Source organism: Heyndrickxia sp. FSL W8-0496, assembly GCF_038007825.1.
Classification (GTDB): domain Bacteria; phylum Bacillota; class Bacilli; order Bacillales; family Bacillaceae_C; genus Heyndrickxia; species Heyndrickxia oleronia.
The window spans coordinates 1,296,362-1,315,920 of record NZ_JBBOXX010000001.1; the positions used below are offsets into that span (position 1 = coordinate 1,296,362).

Consider the following 19,559-nt stretch of genomic DNA (forward strand, 5'->3'; position numbering starts at 1 on the left):
TTGAGAGTAACTAAAGATGAATTAAAAAGTTTAATAAAAAATAAACTTCAAAAAGCTGGTCTTAAAGAAGATCATGCAGCATTAACAGCAGATGTTTTAGCATTCGCGGATGAAAGAGGTATTCATTCCCACGGAGCAATGCGTGTAGAGTACTATGCAGAAAGAATTGCAAAAGGTGGAATTAATACAAATCCTGATTTCAAATTTGAAAAAACTGGCCCGAGCACAGGTATTTTTCATGGCGATGGTGGTTCAGGACATGTTGCAGCTAAATTAGCTATGGATGAAGCAATTGCTATGGCAAAGGAAAATGGAGTGGCGATTGTAGGGGTACGAGATATTTCACATAGTGGTGCTATTTCTTACTTTACTCATCAAGCTTCAAAAGAAAATGTAATTGGTTTTTCTGTATGCCAATCTGATCCAATGGTTGTTCCATTCGGTGGTGCGGAACCTTATTATGGTACAAATCCAATTGCCTTTGCAGCACCTGGAAATGATGATAAAAGCCTTACTCTTGATATGGCAACAACTGTTCAGGCTTGGGGAAAAATTCTACATGCTCGTTCAAAAAATGTAGAAATTCCTGATACATGGGCAGTAGATAAAAATGGCGAACCGACAACGGATCCATTTAATGTGAATGCCTTATTACCAATTGCTGGTCCAAAAGGATATGGCCTAGCAATGATGGTAGACGTATTATCTGGAATTCTTCTTGGATTACCATTTGGAAATAAAGTTTCTTCTATGTATGAGAACTTATCCGAATATCGCAAATTAGGTCAACTTCACATTGTAATTAATCCTGAGTTCTTTACTGGAATAAAAAACTTTAAGGACAATGTTTCTCAATCAATGGAAGACTTAAATCAAATTAAACCAGCTCCTGGTTTCTCTAAGGTTCTTTACCCAGGTCAAAACAATGACGTAATTATTGAAGAATATAGTAAAAATGGTATCGAAATTGTTGATGATATCATTGACTATTTAAAGTCTGATGTTGTTCATAACAATCAGTATGATCATAAAGGTGCATTTGCAAAATAAATCGTAAATTAAAAATCAGCTTTTTCCTATTTGAACAGGGGTGAATGAATATGAGGTTATCTAAGGAAAAATTAAAGGAACTAATTGCTAATAAACTTCATAAAGCAGGACTTTCAACTGAACATGCCGATGGAGTAGCCGATGTCCTTGTCCATGCCGATGCACGAGGCGTTCATTCCCATGGAGCAATGAGAGTGGAGTATTATGCAGAAAGAATTGCAAAGGGTGGATTAAATAATAAACCGAATTTTCATTTTGAAAAAACGGGTCCAAGTACAGCAATTTTTGATGGAGATAATGGTGTAGGTCATGTTGCTGCAAAGTTAGCAATGGATGAAGCGATAAAAATGGCAAAGGAAAACGGAGTGGCTATTGTAGGAGTAAAAAGAATTGGACATAGTGGAGCCCTTTCTTATTTTGTACAACAAGCTGCAAATGAGAATTTAATCGGTATTTCTGTATGTCAGTCTGATCCAATGGTTGTTCCTTTCGGTGGAGCAGAACCATACTATGGTACGAATCCAATTGCCTTTGCTGCTCCTGGTAAGGATGGAAAGCATATTACTTTTGATATGGCTACAACAGTACAAGCATGGGGGAAAGTTCTTCATGCCCGTTCGAAAAATGAACCTATTCCTGATACATGGGCTGTTGACAGTAACGGAGAACCGACAACCGATCCATTTAAAGTAAATGCCTTACTGCCAATTGCTGGACCTAAAGGTTATGGACTAATGATGATGGTCGACGTATTATCTGGTATTTTATTAGGACTTCCATTTGGAAATAAGGTTTCATCTATGTATCACGATTTAACAGAATACAGAAACCTTGGACAGCTTCATATTGTCATTAACCCTGAATACTTCGTGGGTCTTGAAAGTTTTCAAGAAGGAATCTCAACTACAATGAAGGATTTAAATAATATTAAACCTGCCTCTGGCTTTAAACAGGTCTCCTATCCTGGACAAAGAAGTGCTGAAAGAGAAAAGGCCTATGAAGAGAACGGTATTGAGATAGTTGACCATATTTACGAGTATTTAATTTCTGATGTTATTCACAACAATGTGTATGATCACAAAAGCCCTTTCGCTAAATAAAAGGTGAAAAAAATAAAGGGGGGTCTGCTATGGTAGCCACCCTTTTCCTATGGAGTTAATTCCATTATTAAAGTAAAAAATATAAGAAGAGGTGCATGAAATAATGCTTCAAACGATCATTAAAGAGAATTCATATCAAGATTCAGTGAATCTTATGCTTCTTACAAATAAAATTTCAACAATGGATGGCGTAAACAAAGTACAAATTATGATGGGGACACCTGCAAATAAGGATATCTTTAAAAGTGCAGGTCTTCACACAGAAGAACTTGAAAAGGCAGCAGCTAATGATATGTGTATCGTAGTTGATACTGATTCTGAAGATACAGTTCAAGTATTACTTGAAGAAGTAGACAACTATTTAAATAACCAAGCAATCAGCAGCAGCAAGCAAGATTTTGAAACTGTAAATACATGGAATAAAGCACTTAAAGAATTACCAAATGCTAACATTGCCATCATTTCAACTCCTGGTCAATATGCTGCTGAAGAAGCAGAAAAAGCATTAGATAATGATCTACACGTTCTTATTTTCAGTGATAACGTATCAATTGAAGACGAGCGCCGTATTAAAGAAAAAGCTCATGAAAAAGGTTTACTTGTAATGGGTCCTGACTGTGGTACTGAAATTGTTTCGGGTGTTCCTTTAGCTTTCGCAAACGTTGTTAAACAAGGAAAAATTGGAGTAGTTGGAGCTTCAGGTACTGGTATTCAAGAAGTTACAAAAGAAATTGATCGTTTAGGCGGTGGTGTTAGCCACGCAATCGGAACTGGTGGTCGTGACCTTTCAGAAAAAATTGGTGCGATTACAATGTTAGATGCTATCAGAGCATTAGCGGCACACAAACAAACAGAAATCATTACTCTTATTTCTAAGCCACCTGCAAAAGAAGTTCGTGATGAGGTTGTTCAATTACTTCAAAGTGTTTCTAAACCAGTTGTTGCTATTTTCCTTGGAGAAGAGCCACATGATCACGAAGGAAATATCTACTATGCAAATACATTAGAAGAAACAGCAGCAATCTCTGTAGATCTTGCTAAAGGAAATGCAGTGAAACCAAACTACTATACAACTAACATTGAAGTACCAGCTGTAGATTTAAAACCAGAACAAAAAACAATTAAAGGACTATATTCTGGTGGTACTCTTGGATATGAAGCAGCAACTCTTATCAGCAGAGGTTTAAACCTTGAATCTAGCGATCATCATGAAGATGGATACCTATTAAAAGCAAACGGCTTTGAAGTAGCTGACTTAGGTGATGATATTTATACACAGGGTAAACCACATCCAATGATCGACCCTGATACAAGAATTAAATTCTTCCAAAAAGCAGCACAAGATGATTCAACTGCTATTATCTTATTTGATGTAGTTCTTGGTTACGGTTCTCATGAAGATATGGCTGGTGCATTAATCCCTGGCATCCAAAAAATCCAAGAAGATGCAAAAGCAAAAGGCAAAAACATTTACTTCGTAGGAACTGTTTGTGGTACTGACATCGATCCACAAGGTTTAGATGAACAAAAAGCTAAGCTTGAAGAAGCAGGCGTCATCTTAAGAGACAGTAATAACCAAGCAATTCGCACAGCTCTAGCTATGCTTAATATTCAAATAGAAGAAAAAGATAAAAAAGTCGTGCCAGTTAAGGAAGCTGTTGAAAAAGTAGAAATTACAGTTTCTGAAGCAATTGAACAATTTTTAACTGAAAAACCTAGAGTAATTAACGTTGGATTAAAGAAATTTACTGAATCCATTACAGCAAATGGTGGTAAAGTTGTTCAATACGACTGGCGCCCAGCTGCTGGAGGTAATTCAAGATTACGCAAAGTGTTAAGTGTACTTCGTTAATTTTATTTTGATTGAAAAAAAGCGATTTTACACAAACATTGAAATCAGGAGGAAGCAAAATGTACGGACAATTTAAAACAATTGATGAAGCAAATAGAGCGGTTATTGATAAAGTTGTGTCAGGCGCACCATTTTTAGTGGATGTAGTTCCGGCTAAATCTGTTATTAAAGAATTAAATGGAAAAGTATTACTTCATGCAGGACCGCCAATTAAATGGGAAAACATGACAAGCCCAATGCAAGGATCATGCGTAGGTGCTACATTATTTGAAGGCTGGGCTTCTAATGCAGACGAAGCATTTGAGATGCTTAAAAATGGAGAAATTGAATTCATTCCTTGCCACCATGTAAATGCTGTTGGTCCAATGGGTGGAATTACATCAGGAAATATGCCAGTTCTTGTTGTAGAAAATCGTGACGGCGATAATCAAGCATACTGCACAATGAATGAAGGTATTGGGGCAGTTCTTCGTTTCGGAGCATACTCCGAGGAAGTAATCAACCGTCTTGGATGGTTTAGGGATGTTCTTGGTCCAACACTTTCTAAAGCACTTAAAGTTAAAGGTGACGGATTAAATATTAACGTTATGATCGCTAAAGCAATCACAATGGGTGATGAATTCCACCAACGTAACATTGCTGGATCACTTATTTTCCTTAAAGACATCGCTCCATACATTTTAAAAACGGATACTACTGAAAAAGATAAACAAGATGTTATCCAATTCTTAGCTGATACAGACCAATTCTTTTTAAATATTGCAATGGCTACAAGTAAAGCAATTATGGATACAGCAAGACAAATTCAGCATGGTACGGTTGTAACAGCAATGTGCCGTAACGGTTACGAATTTGGTATTCGTATTGCAGGTATGGGTGATCAATGGTTCACAGCTCCTGTTAATACACCTCAAGGCTTATTCTTTACTGGATACGATCAAGATATGGCTTGCCGTGACATGGGTGACAGTGCGATCACTGAAACTTTCGGTGTTGGCGCGATGGCGATGATCGCTGCTCCTGGTGTTACACGTTTCGTAGGTGCTGGTGGTATGGATGATGCAGTTAGCACAAGTAATGATATGATGGAAATTTGTATCGACCATAACCCTAACTTCTCTATCCCAACTTGGGATTTCCAAGGTTCTTGTCTTGGAATCGATGCAAGAAAAGTTGTTGAAACTGGTATTGAACCAATTATCAACACTGGTATTGCACATAAAGAAGCTGGAGTTGGCCAAATCGGTGCAGGTACAGTACGCGCGCCATTAGCTTGCTTTGAAAAAGCAATTGATGCATATGCAGTAAAATTAGGTTTAATTGAAGCAGAATAATAAAATTTTCCAAAAGGGAGGTAGCTTTTTGAGCTCCTCTCCCTATGATAAAAACTGAAAATTTAGATTATTACAACAAATGATTATACAAGGAGATGCATTTATGAGTAAAAAGATTGTACTAGCCATCGGAGGAAATGCCATTATTAAAGAAGGCCAAAAAGGTACTCTTGAAGAACAACAAACAAATATTAATGAAAGCTGTGAACCTGTTCTTGGTTTAATTGAACAAGGAAATACAGTTGTTATCACTCATGGTAATGGTCCACAGGTTGGAAATTCATTAATCAAAACAGAAATGGCTAAATCTGTGATCCCTGAATATCCACTTGATGTTTTAGATGCAGAGACTCAAGGTAATTTAGGTTATTTAATTCAACAAGCTTTTAGAAATAAAATGAAAGAACGTAACATCAATAAAACTGTTGCAACAGTTGTTACACAATCAGTAGTGTCTAAGGATGATCCTGCATTCAATAATCCTACAAAACCGATTGGCCCATTCTATACAAAAGAAGAAATGGATAAGATTCTTGAAACAGAAGAAATTACTTTTGTTGAGGACAGTGGTCGTGGATATAGACGTGTTGTTCCTTCTCCAAAACCAATTCACATTGTTGAAAAAGAAGCAATTGAAGCTTTACTTGACAAAGAGATTACAGTTATTACTGCAGGTGGTGGCGGTATTCCTGTCATTGAAGAAAATGGAGCTCTTAAGGGTACAGATGCAGTTATCGACAAAGACTTTGCAAGTGCATTATTAGCTGCAGAAATCAATGCAGATTATTTATTCATTTTAACAGGTGTTGAGCAAGTAGCGATTCATTTTGGTACACCTCAACAACAAAATTTATTTGAAATGACAATTGATGAAGCAATTCGTTATATGGATGAAGGACATTTTCCAAAAGGAAGCATGGGTCCAAAAATCGAAGCTGCCATTTTATTCTTGAAAAAAGGTGGCAAAAACGTCATTATTACATCAATGGATAAGCTTCAAGATGCATTAGAAGGTAAAACTGGTACACGTGTCACATTATAATTTAAATGTTATAATTAAGGCATTAAGCAGTAAATAAATAAAAAGGCTGTTACTAGGTAGCAGCCTTTTTAATACATAATGAGAGGAAGAGGATGATGAGAAAGGCAATTCAAGCAAAGGGGACAGTTGCTTCAGGACCTTATTCACACGCGGTAGATGCTGGAGATTACATATTTTTATCCGGACAAACGGCAATGAACACGGCCTCAACAGAGAACAAGCCGAGTGATATTGCAGAGCAAACAGAACAATGCTTTGAAAATTTATTAGCGGTGTTAAAAGAGGCAAACCTAACTCTAGATGATGTTGTAAAAGTTAATGTATATTTAACCGATATGAAAAACTTTTCTGCAATGAATGAAGTATATGAAAAACAGTTTTCAAAGCCATTTCCTGCAAGAACCTGTGTTGCAGTATCAGCACTTCCTTTAGGGGCAGATGTTGAAATTGAAATGATTGCAAAAAGATCATAATTAAGGCTCTTTTCTAAACATTGTTGCTAGTAAAGTGAATTTTTAAGAAATAGCCTCGACTGAAAATCGTTACACCCTTTATTTTTCATTAAGAAAAGACTACAAACTTTATAAAAATCGTTGAATCTTTTATTGGGTGTAAAAGCTGTCAGCTGGGCTTTTACAAAAGCAACAAACTATACGAAAATAGCTAAGTTTAGAAATCTTAATTATATATAATTCCACAGAAGCTGCTTTTAACACTAAATAGTGTTAGGCAGTTTTTTTATTTCTCAGTGAAATGAAAGATGTAGTTTTTAGTTAAAACTTTACATAAATAGTAACAATATTTGAGAAAAGAGCCTCTTCAAATAGACCATTTTCTTCTAGAAGTTTTAATAACTAGGTTTAGTAGAATTTATTTAAAAAAAATAGTTACTATAAACAATTCTTTGTTTATAAGTGATAAAAAATCAGAATAAACACACATATCTAACAACAGTTTCTCCGGAATATTGTCCAATTTAGCTAATGTAATTCGTTTCCTTTTAATTCAAAATATAGATATATATGCGATTATAATAAAGGGTGATAGGACATTCAAAGGGGGAACTAAATATGGATACAGATGTATTAAGAAAAAAAGATGATTATGTTAAAACAAAGTCTAAAATACCATATTGGTGGAAAGTAGTACTTGCCTTTTCGTTAGGTTGGATGTTTATAAACGCAAATAAGTATTTTTTAAATCCAATTTTGGACAATATTGGTCTAGAGTACCATCTTAACAATTCACAATTAGGTTTGGTAAATAGTATTTTCTTTTTAACATATACAATAGCACAAATACCAGCTGGCTCTTTTAGTGATAAATTTGGCAGGAAGAAGCTTCTTGTAATTGGTTTTATTTTATATGGGGTATTGACGGGCATCTCTGGGTTAATGGCTGGTTTTACCGGGTTTTTAGTTGCTAGGGCAGTTGCGGGACTAGCCTCTGCAACTTATTATGGTCCACAATTTGCCTTATCCTCTGAAGCAATTCCTGCAAAAAATAGAACAGTGGGAAGTGCTATCATCAATAGCGGATCAGGGATAGGAATTGCATTGGGCTTTATTCTGTCAAGTACATTAGTATTGGATATGGGGATGAGCTGGAGAATTCCTTTTTATATTTTTGGAGTACTAACCGTTCTCATCGGTATTTTTATTTCACTAATGGTTAAAGAGAAAAAGGATATGAAAAAAGCCCCTCTAATAGGATCTGCTGAATCTGAAGAGAAGGTATCGGTTTTTTCGTTATTAAAGAATCGTAATCTATTGGTCGTCTTTTTAGTTCTATTTTGCTCAATCTATGGTTTTACTGTTGTAGTAACATGGCTTCCGAAATTTTTATTAACTGAAAGGGGATTTGTCGGTAGTGAAGTTGGGCTGATTTCAGCTTTAGTACCATTAACTGCTATACCTGGTGCTTTGCTATTTAGTTATTTAACTGATAAATGGGGGAAGAAGAAGCCATTTGCATTTATTTTGATTCCGATTGCAGCCATCGCATTATGGGCAACGGTGTATGTTAAGAGTGTTCCACTTCTTATTATTGCATTAGTGATCTATGGATTATTTGGTAAAATAGCCCTTGATCCACTCCTAATTGCTGCTGTTTCAGAGAATGTTAAACAAAAGAATTATGGTGTTGCATTTAGTCTGTATAACTTTATGGGGATGCTTTCTTCAGTCATTGCACCATTTTTTACAGGTCTGCTCGCAGATCTAACAGGTAGTATGGCTTCGGGCTTTTACTCTGCAGTAATCATTCTTATTTTAGGACTTGTCATTATGATGTTTTTTAAAGAAGGAAAGAAAAATGTCCGTGTTTAAAACAGTATTGATGTTCAACTAATAATTATAAGTTAGGCTTCAAATATGAACCTTTAGATTTGCAGTTGGCTATGAAATTATGATACAATCTCACGAAATATAAATACAGCATATGCTCCTTTGATAGGTGTAGGAGCTAAGATAGCATGAAAAAAGGTGATCATATGGGAGTACATCAATATTTTAAAAGCTTATCTGATTTAGAAAAAATTTATCGTTGTCCCGGTAAATTTAAATTTCAAGAACATTCTGTAGCGAGCCATTCTTTTAAAGTTACAAAGATTGCTCAGTTCTTAGGGACAGTAGAGGCGCAAAAAGGTAACCAGGTGAATTGGCAGGCTCTCTATGAAAAAGCTCTTAATCATGACTATAACGAACTTTTCACTGGGGATATAAAAACGCCTGTTAAATATGCATCTGCAGAGTTAAGAGACTTATTTAGTCAAGTTGAAGAAAAAATGACCCAAAATTTTATCCTCAAGGAATTTCCAAAAGAATATCAACACATCTATCTTGAGCGATTTAAAGAAGGTAAGGATGACACATTAGAAGGGAAAATACTATCTGTTGCCGATAAAGTGGACTTACTTTATGAATCTTTTGGAGAAATACAAAAAGGAAATCCAGAACCACTCTTTCAAGAGATTTATGAAGAGTCATTATTAACCATTCTTCAGTTTAAAGAAATGGAAAGTGTTAAATATTTTCTTCAAGAAATACTACCAGATATGCTTGATGAAAAATTCATTAAGCATAGTGAGTTAAATGAGGTTACTAAAAAATTGATTAAAGCCAATTTAGAGTCTTAAGAAATTGCTTCCTACCTCTTGTATTTTTTTACGATTTATAAAAAAATAGAGGTAGGATTTTTTAACCTTAGAGGTGAAAGAATGTGTTAGATAAAATCATTGCAGCTATCTTTTTACCTGGTATTCTCGTTGTTTTTTTTACCAGGGTCACTTATAATCATTTTGTCGGCTTGATTTTGACTGTTGCCTTAATTGTAGCCTCTGTCTATAAAGGCTACACTCATACATGGGCATTGTTTATTATTGATGCTGCATCATTAACTATTGGCTTTTACTATGCCAATAAAATGGTGAATCGAAATAAAAATAAGGGCAAAAAATCAGAAAGTAAAAACGTTTAATTGATGATCTCATTGTTAGACGTTTTTTTTTTGCTCTTTTCTCACACATTGTTGCTATTTAAGTATAGTTATAACTAATAAATATCAACTGAGGATCTACATGTTTCATTTTACTGAGAAAAGATGCAATCTCTATAAGAATCGCTAGAATCCTTAATTGGGAGTAAAAGCCGGTAGCCGGGCTTTTACATAAGCAACAAACTACCTGTATTTTCACTTAAAAAGAAGATTTTATCATTGGTGGTAACTCTCGAACCGAAAATTTGTTCGCTTTTTTCTGGTTAAGAAACACCTGTTTGTGGTAAAATAAATAGTATAAATAATACGGAGATTTATGGGAAAGAGGATGGGAGGAATAGGATTGAACGATCAGTTTGAATTAGTTTCTAAGTATAAGCCTCAAGGGGACCAACCAGAAGCCATTCGAAAAATTGTTGAAGGCATACATAATGGTAAAAAGCATCAGACCCTATTAGGGGCAACAGGAACTGGAAAAACATTTACGATTTCTAATGTAATACAAGAAGTAAATAAGCCAACATTAATTATTGCTCATAATAAGACATTAGCAGGACAATTATATAGTGAGTTTAAAGAATTCTTTCCAAATAATGCAGTTGAATATTTTGTGAGCTACTACGATTACTTCCAACCGGAAGCGTATGTCCCACAAACGGATACCTATATTGAAAAAGACTCAAGTATTAATGATGAAATTGATAAATTACGCCACTCAGCTACCTCTTCACTATTTGAACGAAAAGATGTCATTATTATTGCGAGTGTTTCCTGTATCTATGGTTTAGGTAATCCAGAGGAATATCGAGAAATGGTCCTTTCCCTTCGGACCGGGATGGAAGTCGAACGCAATCAGCTTCTTCGTAAACTTGTAGATATTCAGTTTGCAAGGAATGATATTGAGTTTCAGCGAGGTACTTTCCGGGTTAGAGGCGATGTAGTAGAAATTTTCCCAGCTTCAAAAGATGAACATTGTATTCGAGTAGAATTTTTCGGAGATGAAATAGATCGGATTCGTGAAGTGGATGCATTAACAGGTGAGATTATTGGAGAACGTGAACATGTAGCCATCTTCCCAGCATCCCACTTCGTCACAAGAGAAGAGAAAATGCGGGTTGCAATTGAGAACATTGAAAAGGAATTAGAAGTGCGCTTAAAGGAATTAAGGGAAAATAATCGATTACTAGAAGCCCAGAGACTGGAGCAGCGTACGAACTATGATTTAGAAATGATGCGTGAAATGGGGTTTTGTTCTGGCATTGAAAACTATTCACGTCATCTAACACTTCGCCCTGCTGGCTCTACACCTTATACGCTACTAGACTATTTTCCTGAGGATTTCTTAATTGTTGTAGATGAATCTCATGTAACCCTTCCACAAATTCGTGGAATGTATAATGGTGACCAGGCGAGAAAGCAGGTTCTTGTTGATCATGGATTTCGTTTGCCTTCTGCATTAGACAATCGACCTTTAAGGTTTGAAGAATTTGAGTCCCATGTGAATCAAATTGTATATGTTTCTGCTACACCAGGTCCCTATGAATTGGATCATACTCCTGAAATGGTTGAACAAATCATTCGTCCTACAGGTTTACTTGATCCGACGATTGAGGTACGTCCAATCGAAGGACAGATTGATGATTTATTAGGCGAAATAAATGAGAGGGTAAAACGTAATGAAAGAGTACTTATTACGACATTAACGAAAAAGATGTCTGAGGACTTAACAGACTATTTAAAGGAAGTTGGTATAAAGGTTCAGTATCTTCATTCAGAAGTGAAGACATTAGAGAGAATTGAAATTATTCGTGAGCTTCGACTCGGAAAATATGATGTTCTAGTTGGAATAAATCTGCTGCGCGAGGGCCTGGATATTCCAGAAGTTTCATTAGTAACCATATTAGATGCAGATAAAGAAGGATTTTTGCGCTCAGAGCGTTCACTCATTCAAACAATTGGCCGTGCTGCACGTAATTCCAATGGCCAAGTTATTATGTATGCTGACAAGATAACGGATTCGATGGCAAAAGCGATTGAAGAAACAAAGCGTCGTCGAGCAGTACAGGAAGAATATAATCTTCGACACGGAATAACACCACAAACAATCCAGAAGGATATCCGTGATGTTATTCGGGCAACACGAGCAGCAGAGGATCAAGAAGAATATGTAGCAACAGCCAAAACGCCAAAATTAACTAAAAAAGAGAAAGAAAAACTTATCGAGCAGTTGGAGCATGACATGAAGGAAGCGGCAAAAGCCCTCGACTTTGAACGAGCAGCACAACTTCGTGATACATTATTAGAACTGAAAGCGGAAGGATGAAACATATATGGCACAAGATAAAATTATTGTTCAAGGGGCAAGGGCACACAATCTAAAAAATATTGATGTCACTATACCTAGAGATCAATTAGTCGTTTTAACCGGTTTATCGGGGTCTGGAAAATCCTCATTAGCATTCGATACGATCTATGCAGAAGGTCAGAGAAGATATGTCGAATCATTATCCGCTTATGCTAGACAGTTTCTAGGACAAATGGATAAGCCTGATGTCGATATCATTGAGGGCTTATCCCCTGCTATTTCCATCGATCAAAAAACAACAAGCAGGAACCCTCGTTCCACGGTTGGAACGGTTACTGAAATATATGATTATTTACGATTACTCTTTGCAAGAATTGGGAGACCGATATGTCCGATTCACGGGATAGAAATCAGTTCACAAACCATTGAGCAAATGGTGGATAGAATTATGGAATATCCGCAAAGAACAAAGCTTCAAGTCCTTGCTCCAATCGTTTCTGGACGAAAAGGAGCCCATGTAAAGGTGCTAGAAGATATTAAAAAGCAAGGGTTTGTTCGTGTAAGGGTTGACGGTGAAATGCTTGATTTAGGGGAAGAAATTTCACTTGAGAAAAATAAAAAACATTCCATTGAAGTCGTTATTGATCGGATTGTCATAAAAGAGGAAATAGCCTCTCGCTTAGCAGATTCCCTTGAGACTGCACTAAAATTGGCTGATGGAAAAGTTATCATTGATGTGATTGGAGAAGAGGAATTATTATTCAGTGAGCACTTAGCTTGTCCACATTGTGGTTTTTCCGTAGATAAATTAGAGCCACGAATGTTTTCTTTTAATAGTCCGTTCGGTGCTTGCCCAGATTGTGATGGACTTGGAACAAAATTAGAGGTGGAACGTGAGTTAATTATTCCAAATCCCGAGCTTTCATTGAAGGAGCATGCCATTGCGCCTTGGGAACCGGTTAGTTCGCAATATTATCCCCAACTTCTAGAAGCAGTATGTAATCACTTTGGAATTGATATGGATGTGCCGGTAAAAGAGCTTCCAGAACATCAATTGAATAAAATATTATATGGCGCGGGAGAGGAATCCATTTATTTCCGCTATGAAAATGATTTTGGTCAGATTCGTGAAGGTAATGTGAAATTCGAGGGTGTGGTTCGAAATGTAGAGAGACGCTACCGCGAAACAAGTTCGGATTTTATACGTGAGCAAATGGAAAAATATATGGGCCACCAAGCGTGTCCAAAATGTAAAGGGTACCGATTGAAAGAGGAAACCCTTGCTGTGAAAATAAACAATATGCATATTGGTGAAATGACTGAGCTATCGATTGAAAATGCAGATAAATTATTTACAGAGTTGGATCTAACAGAAAAGGAACGTACAATTGCCAATCTCGTTCTCCGTGAAATACGTGAGCGTCTGGGGTTTTTAATCAATGTGGGGCTGGATTACCTCACTTTATCAAGAGCTGCTGGAACATTATCGGGCGGTGAAGCACAACGAATTCGTCTGGCTACGCAAATTGGTTCAAGATTAACTGGTGTTCTTTATATTTTGGATGAACCTTCCATTGGCTTGCATCAAAGGGATAATGATCGTTTAATACAAACACTTCAAAATATGAGGGATATAGGAAATACGTTAATCGTAGTTGAGCATGATGAAGATACTATGCTAGCAGCCGATTATTTAATTGATATTGGTCCAGGAGCAGGTGTACATGGTGGGGAAATTGTTTCTGCCGGTACACCAGAAGAAGTGATGAATGATCCTCATTCTTTAACTGGTCAATATTTATCCGGCAAAAAATTTATTCCATTGCCTATTGAAAGACGTAAGCCAGATGGACGATTCATTGAGATTAAAGGTGCCAAGGAAAATAATTTAAAAAACATAAATGTAAAATTTCCATTAGGTAGTTTTGTTGCTGTAACAGGAGTTTCCGGTTCAGGAAAAAGTACACTTGTTAATGAGGTTCTGCATAAGACTTTAGCACAAAAGCTGAATCGTGCAAAAGCAAAACCAGGAGAGCACAAGGAGATTAAAGGAATCGATTATTTGGAAAAGGTAATTGATATTGATCAATCCCCAATCGGTCGAACGCCAAGGTCAAACCCTGCCACCTATACAGGGGTATTTGATGATATCCGTGATGTCTTTGCTGCAACAAATGAGGCAAAAATTCGAGGGTATAAAAAAGGAAGATTTAGTTTTAATGTTAAAGGCGGTCGCTGCGAAGCATGCCGTGGAGATGGGATCATTAAAATTGAAATGCACTTCCTGCCTGATGTGTATGTTCCATGTGAGGTCTGTCATGGTAAACGTTATAATCGAGAAACATTAGAAGTGAAATATAAAGGTAAAAATATTGCAGATATATTAAATATGACTGTAGAAGATTCGGTTGAGTTTTTTGAAAATATCCCGAAAATTAAACGTAAGTTACAGACTATTTTAGATGTAGGATTAGGTTATATTCAACTTGGCCAACCAGCTACCACATTGTCTGGTGGGGAAGCTCAACGTGTGAAATTAGCTTCAGAACTACATCGTCGATCTAACGGAAAATCACTCTACATTTTAGATGAACCAACGACAGGATTACATGTTGATGACATTTCAAGATTATTAGAAGTACTACAACGACTTGTAGAGAATGGAGATACCGTACTAGTTATTGAACATAACCTAGATGTTATTAAAACAGCTGATTACTTAATTGATCTTGGACCTGAAGGAGGAGCAAAAGGTGGTACCATTGTAGGAACGGGAACACCTGAAAAAATCGCTGAAACTCCTGAATCTTATACAGGAAAATATTTAAAACCAATCCTCGATCGAGATCGACTAAGAATGAAGAAAAAAATTAATGAAACTGTTAATATTTAAGTCACTTTTCTCATTTAAGGAAAGTTTTAACTAATAACTAACGATTGAAGATCGCTCCGTTTTTCATTTCACTGAGAAACGAGCTGCAAACTTCTTAGGACCTCATCATCCTTTTTGGTGTAAAAGAAGGCAAATGGGCTCCTACAAAAGCTACAAACTATAGAAAATAGCCAAATTAAAAAAAAGATGACGAAATGTCATCTTTTTTTTATGTATACAATATTGTGTAACATTACAGTCTCAAAAAGGACAGATTGTAATCAAAATGAAATCTATTTTTAATGTTTTGGACATACTTTCATTGTTAATATTAATCAGTAAAGAATGTGCATAATTATTGAATATATAAAGTTTGTATGGAAATCCATTTCGATTTATAATAATGAATAAGTTTTCCTATTTAGAATTACCTAGTTTAATAGAAATGTATGCTTTATTCAGGCACTTTGTAAAAGGTATGTTACTTCTCTAAAATGGCTTGAGGTCTTATTTAAGCTGATTTGGAGAATGAATAGCATCCTAAACTTAAATCAGTGGGAGATAGTAACATAAAAATTAAAGTAAGAAGTTAGTTAATTAGTAATAGAGTATTAGAGAAGAGCATTAAAAAAATTTGCCCGAAATAGTAGGGAGATGTTACGTGTATGAGGAAAGTCATCACATATGGAACCTTTGATTTGCTTCATTGGGGGCATATCAACTTATTGAAAAGAGCAAAGGATTTAGGAGATTATTTAATCGTAGGGTTATCTACAGATGAATTCAACGATGTGAAAAGTAAAAAATCTTACCATTCATATGAAAATCGTAAATTAATTTTGGAATCAATTCGTTATGTGGATGAGGTTATTCCAGAAAACATGTGGGAACAAAAGGTGCAAGATGTCCACACACATGATGTTGATGTATTTGTTATGGGAGACGATTGGAAAGGAAAATTTGATTTTTTAAACGAGCATTGTGAGGTGGTTTATTTACCACGAACATTAGGAATATCTACAACCAAAATAAAAAAGGATTTATTTTCTATCAAAAATGGTTAGAGAAGTATTAATCTGGTTGTACTTAATTTTTTTTAAATTCCAATTTAATCTTTTTAAATGGTTACCGTTGAAACAGAAAATAACCTTTATCGTTTCTTTTAGTCAAAATAGCTTATTTATTTATGAAGAACTAAAAAGAAGGAAGGTCCCTTTAAAGATCGTTTTTTTATGTGAACCATCATGTTATGAAGATGTGAAAGATCGTATAGATGGAGATGCCCTGCTACTAAAAAATCAAAATGTCTTTAAAATGGCGAAAGGTATTTATCATTTAGCCACATCAAAATTTATTATTATTGATAATTATTTTGCATTCTTATCTACTGTAAAATTTAAAGATGAGGCACAGTGTATACAATTATGGCATGCAGCGGGGGCAATTAAAACTTTTGGGTTTAGGGATCATTCAATTAAAAGCCGTACAAATTCTGCTAATAGAAGATTTACTAAGGTTTATCAGCAGTTTCATAAAATAGTCGTAGGTTCTGATTTAATGGCTAGTATTTTTATGGAGGCTTTTAAGCTAACTGAAGATCATATTATACGTACGGGCATTCCTCGTACTGACTTTTTTTATCAAATAAATGAACAAGAAAAAAGAAAAAAAGAATGGATGCATTCTCATCCCTTTTTAAAAAATAAAAAGGTTATTTTATATGCTCCAACCTTTAGAGATGGAAATGTAAAACATTTTGAATCAATTTTGGATATCAATTATTTATATCATTCTCTTGGAGAAGAATATGTCATTTTAATAAAACTTCATCCAACTATACAAGAAAAGCTTGATTTTGACTATGACTTATATAAGGGATTTATATATGATTTTTCTTATTATAAAGATGTTAATGATATTCTGTTAATTACTGATTATTTAATTACTGACTATTCATCAATCCCATATGAGTTTTCATTGTTGGGAAAACCAATGATATTTTATCCTTTCGATTTAGAACAATATGAAATTGAAAGAGGCTTATGGGGAAAATATGAGGACTTGGTCCCTGGACCAGTCGTTTTTAATACAGAACAAATGGTATATGTCATTAAAGAAAATAAATTCGACTTAAATAGAGTCAAAGAGTTTTCAAATATATGGAATAAATATTCTGAAGGCTATTCCAGTAAAAATTTAGTTGATTATCTTTGTAGGAAACTGGATTAACTATTCGCTATTTCGTAGAACAGATGATGATAATGATATTTAAATAAAGTTAAAGAATTTACCGCAGCTATGAGAGGAGTATACATCATTTATGAATGTACAAAGTTCTGTTAAATGTACACTCAAACAACTAGGATATGCTGATGATCAATTGGTCGTACAAATACTTGTCCCTGTTGAAAAAATGGCAACGATGCAGGAATGCTATTTACTTTTAATCGAAAGACAAACTGAGCAAGTGAAAAGCTTCCCCTTACGTAAAATAAGTGAACAGGATCAGTTTGTACTAGTTGTGGGGAGAATTAGAAAAGAAGAAATCTTCACTGGAGATTTGTATTGGGATTTATATGTTGGAACACTAGCTGAAGGGGAGCAGGAAAAATTTAGAGTTCACAGTGATTATTCTGAGCTTGAAACTCTCTTTTCAGTAGATGCTGAACAAGAAAGAGTGTTTATTCCCTACACAACCCATAAAGGAAATGTGTCTATTAAACTTACTGATTTAGAAATGATCACACATGTTGACCATACAGAACTATCAGAGCAAGGAATCCTCTCTCTTAGTGGATTTGCCATCTATCCAGATAAAGATAGATTAGGAGAAAAACTAGAGAAGAAAATAGTTATCAAAAGCAATGATGATGAATTTGAAACAAATTTAGTCCCCGATTCGGTTGAGAGAAAGGACTTAACAGAAAAATACGGACATGATGATTGGAACTTTGATCATGCGGGCTTTAACATTAATATTGACCTAAAGAAGTTTTTTGGACATTTTCACACGAATCAGTCCTTAAAAATCTATGTGGAGTATACATATTATGGGGAAAACCGTTCACAAGTCTTCCTCAGTAATCCGTTAAAATTTCCTGTTTCTGAGAAAAAATATGCAGCTCAATTAAATATTATTAAAACAGATCATGCGAAGAAAAAAATTCGATTAAGCCGTTCCAAAAAAGCAAAGTATTTGACTATATCCATTGGGGATTATCAGCTGAAGCAAGAAATCAAATCAAAGATTAGAAGGAAGATCATTCAAATACGCCGTCATCCTCTTACAAAGAAAATGTATCAAACAGCATTTAAATGGATTGGTTATCTTCCAAGAAAAAAGAATGTCATTGTATTTGAAAGCTTTTTAGGAAAACAATATAGCGATAATCCACGTGCTCTATATGAGTACTTAAAGGAAAAATATCCGCATTATAAAATGTATTGGAGTGCAAATAAAAAGTTTGTTCATAATTTTGAGGGAAGAGATCTTCAGTATATTAGAAGATTTTCGGTAAAATGGCTCTTTACTCTCGCGCAAGCGAAATACTGGGTAACGAATAGCCGTATGCCATTATGGATACCTAAGCCAAAAAACACCGTTTACTTACAAACATGGCATGGAACTCCACTTAAACGTTTGGCATCGGATATGGATGAAGTGCATATGCCAGGTACATCTACACAAAAATACAAGGAAAACTTTACTAAAGAAGCGAGCAATTGGGATTACCTTGTTTCACCAAATGAATATTCATCCGAAATTTTCCGGAGAGCCTTTCAATTTGATAAAGTAATGATAGAATCAGGCTATCCGAGAAATGACTTTTTACTGAACAGTAATAATAAAGAAACAATGATTGATTTGAAAAAGCGTTTCGGTATTCCACTGGAGAAAAAAGTTCTTTTATATGCACCGACCTGGCGAGATGATCAGTTTTATGGCAAAGGAAAATATAAATTTGATTTAGATCTCGATTTATCATTACTAAGAAATGAACTTGGGGAAGATTATGTCGTTATTTTACGTATGCATTATTTAGTAGCGGAAAATTTCGATTTGTCACCTTATGTAGGATTTGCTTTTGATTTTTCTAATCATGAAGATATACGGGAATTATATTTAATTGCTGATTTATTAATTACTGATTATTCCTCTGTATTTTTTGATTATGGCAATTTAAGAAGGCCAATGATTTTTTATGTCTATGATATAGAATCTTATCGAGATAAGCTCCGTGGATTTTATTTTGATTTTGAACAGAATGCACCAGGTCCACTTGTAAAAACAACCGAGGAAGTCATTGCTGAAATTAAAAAGGTTGAAACAGAAGGCTTTACACTTCCTCCATCATTTGAACCTTTTTACCAGAAGTTTTGCTACTTAGAAAGCGGGCAATCCTCGAGAAAAGTAGTTGAAACGGTATTTGGAAAATAACATGCTATAATAGATAGACGACGAATCGAAATCGATCTCTTTTCGATTCGTTTTTTACATATAGAACCACT

At 35.2% G+C, this 19,559-nt stretch carries 14 protein-coding genes; all 14 read left to right on the forward strand.

Features of this window, described 5'->3' with window-relative positions; all coding sequences use genetic code 11:
- The 14 genes from allD (NST63_RS06415) to NST63_RS06480 all read left to right on the forward strand — a co-directional run bounded on the left by allD (NST63_RS06415) (position 1) and on the right by NST63_RS06480 (position 19,488).
- On the forward strand, positions 1–1,050 hold the full coding sequence (gene allD, locus NST63_RS06415; protein ID WP_058002892.1) for an ureidoglycolate dehydrogenase: 1,050 nt from the start codon (positions 1–3) through the stop codon (positions 1,048–1,050).
- Between the two features lie 50 nt (positions 1,051–1,100).
- Entirely contained in the window at positions 1,101–2,150 is a 1,050-nt protein-coding gene (allD, locus tag NST63_RS06420; protein WP_058002891.1) for an ureidoglycolate dehydrogenase, read from the forward strand.
- A gap of 103 nt (positions 2,151–2,253) precedes the next feature.
- Positions 2,254–4,002 (forward strand): acyl-CoA synthetase FdrA, encoded by a 1,749-nt coding sequence (gene fdrA / locus NST63_RS06425; RefSeq protein ID WP_341041621.1) that lies wholly within the window; start codon positions 2,254–2,256, stop codon positions 4,000–4,002.
- Between the two features lie 59 nt (positions 4,003–4,061).
- Complete coding sequence (locus tag NST63_RS06430) at positions 4,062–5,336, forward strand: YlbE family protein (protein WP_341041622.1); 1,275 nt, start codon at positions 4,062–4,064, stop codon at positions 5,334–5,336.
- 103 nt (positions 5,337–5,439) lie between these two features.
- Positions 5,440–6,378, forward strand: coding sequence for a carbamate kinase (gene arcC, locus NST63_RS06435; protein ID WP_212944590.1), 939 nt, complete (start codon positions 5,440–5,442; stop codon positions 6,376–6,378).
- A gap of 95 nt (positions 6,379–6,473) precedes the next feature.
- The gene (locus NST63_RS06440; RefSeq protein ID WP_341041623.1) at positions 6,474–6,851 is read left to right on the forward strand and encodes a RidA family protein; all 378 of its coding nucleotides are present in this window, start codon (positions 6,474–6,476) and stop codon (positions 6,849–6,851) included.
- A gap of 597 nt (positions 6,852–7,448) precedes the next feature.
- Positions 7,449–8,705, forward strand: coding sequence for an MFS transporter (locus tag NST63_RS06445; protein ID WP_212944588.1), 1,257 nt, complete (start codon positions 7,449–7,451; stop codon positions 8,703–8,705).
- Positions 8,706–8,869: 164 nt separating this feature from the next.
- A complete protein-coding gene (locus NST63_RS06450) occupies positions 8,870–9,514 on the forward strand; it encodes an HD domain-containing protein (RefSeq protein WP_180212514.1) in 645 nt (214 codons plus the stop codon).
- An 83-nt stretch (positions 9,515–9,597) separates the two neighbouring features.
- Positions 9,598–9,855 carry a CsbA family protein gene (locus tag NST63_RS06455; RefSeq protein WP_071977036.1) on the forward strand — a complete coding sequence of 86 codons (258 nt, stop codon included), beginning with the start codon at positions 9,598–9,600 and terminating at the stop codon, positions 9,853–9,855.
- A 361-nt stretch (positions 9,856–10,216) separates the two neighbouring features.
- Positions 10,217–12,196, forward strand: a complete 1,980-nt coding sequence (uvrB, locus tag NST63_RS06460; RefSeq protein WP_071977035.1) for an excinuclease ABC subunit UvrB — start codon at positions 10,217–10,219, stop codon at positions 12,194–12,196.
- Positions 12,197–12,203: 7 nt separating this feature from the next.
- Positions 12,204–15,071, forward strand: a complete 2,868-nt coding sequence (gene uvrA / locus NST63_RS06465; RefSeq protein WP_341041624.1) for an excinuclease ABC subunit UvrA — start codon at positions 12,204–12,206, stop codon at positions 15,069–15,071.
- A gap of 644 nt (positions 15,072–15,715) precedes the next feature.
- Positions 15,716–16,114, forward strand: coding sequence for a glycerol-3-phosphate cytidylyltransferase (gene tagD / locus NST63_RS06470; RefSeq protein WP_212944585.1), 399 nt, complete (start codon positions 15,716–15,718; stop codon positions 16,112–16,114).
- Between the two features lie 67 nt (positions 16,115–16,181).
- Entirely contained in the window at positions 16,182–17,279 is a 1,098-nt protein-coding gene (locus NST63_RS06475; RefSeq protein WP_341041625.1) for a CDP-glycerol glycerophosphotransferase family protein, read from the forward strand.
- Between the two features lie 91 nt (positions 17,280–17,370).
- Entirely contained in the window at positions 17,371–19,488 is a 2,118-nt protein-coding gene (locus NST63_RS06480) for a CDP-glycerol glycerophosphotransferase family protein (protein ID WP_212944583.1), read from the forward strand.
- Positions 19,489–19,559 lie beyond the last annotated feature (71 nt).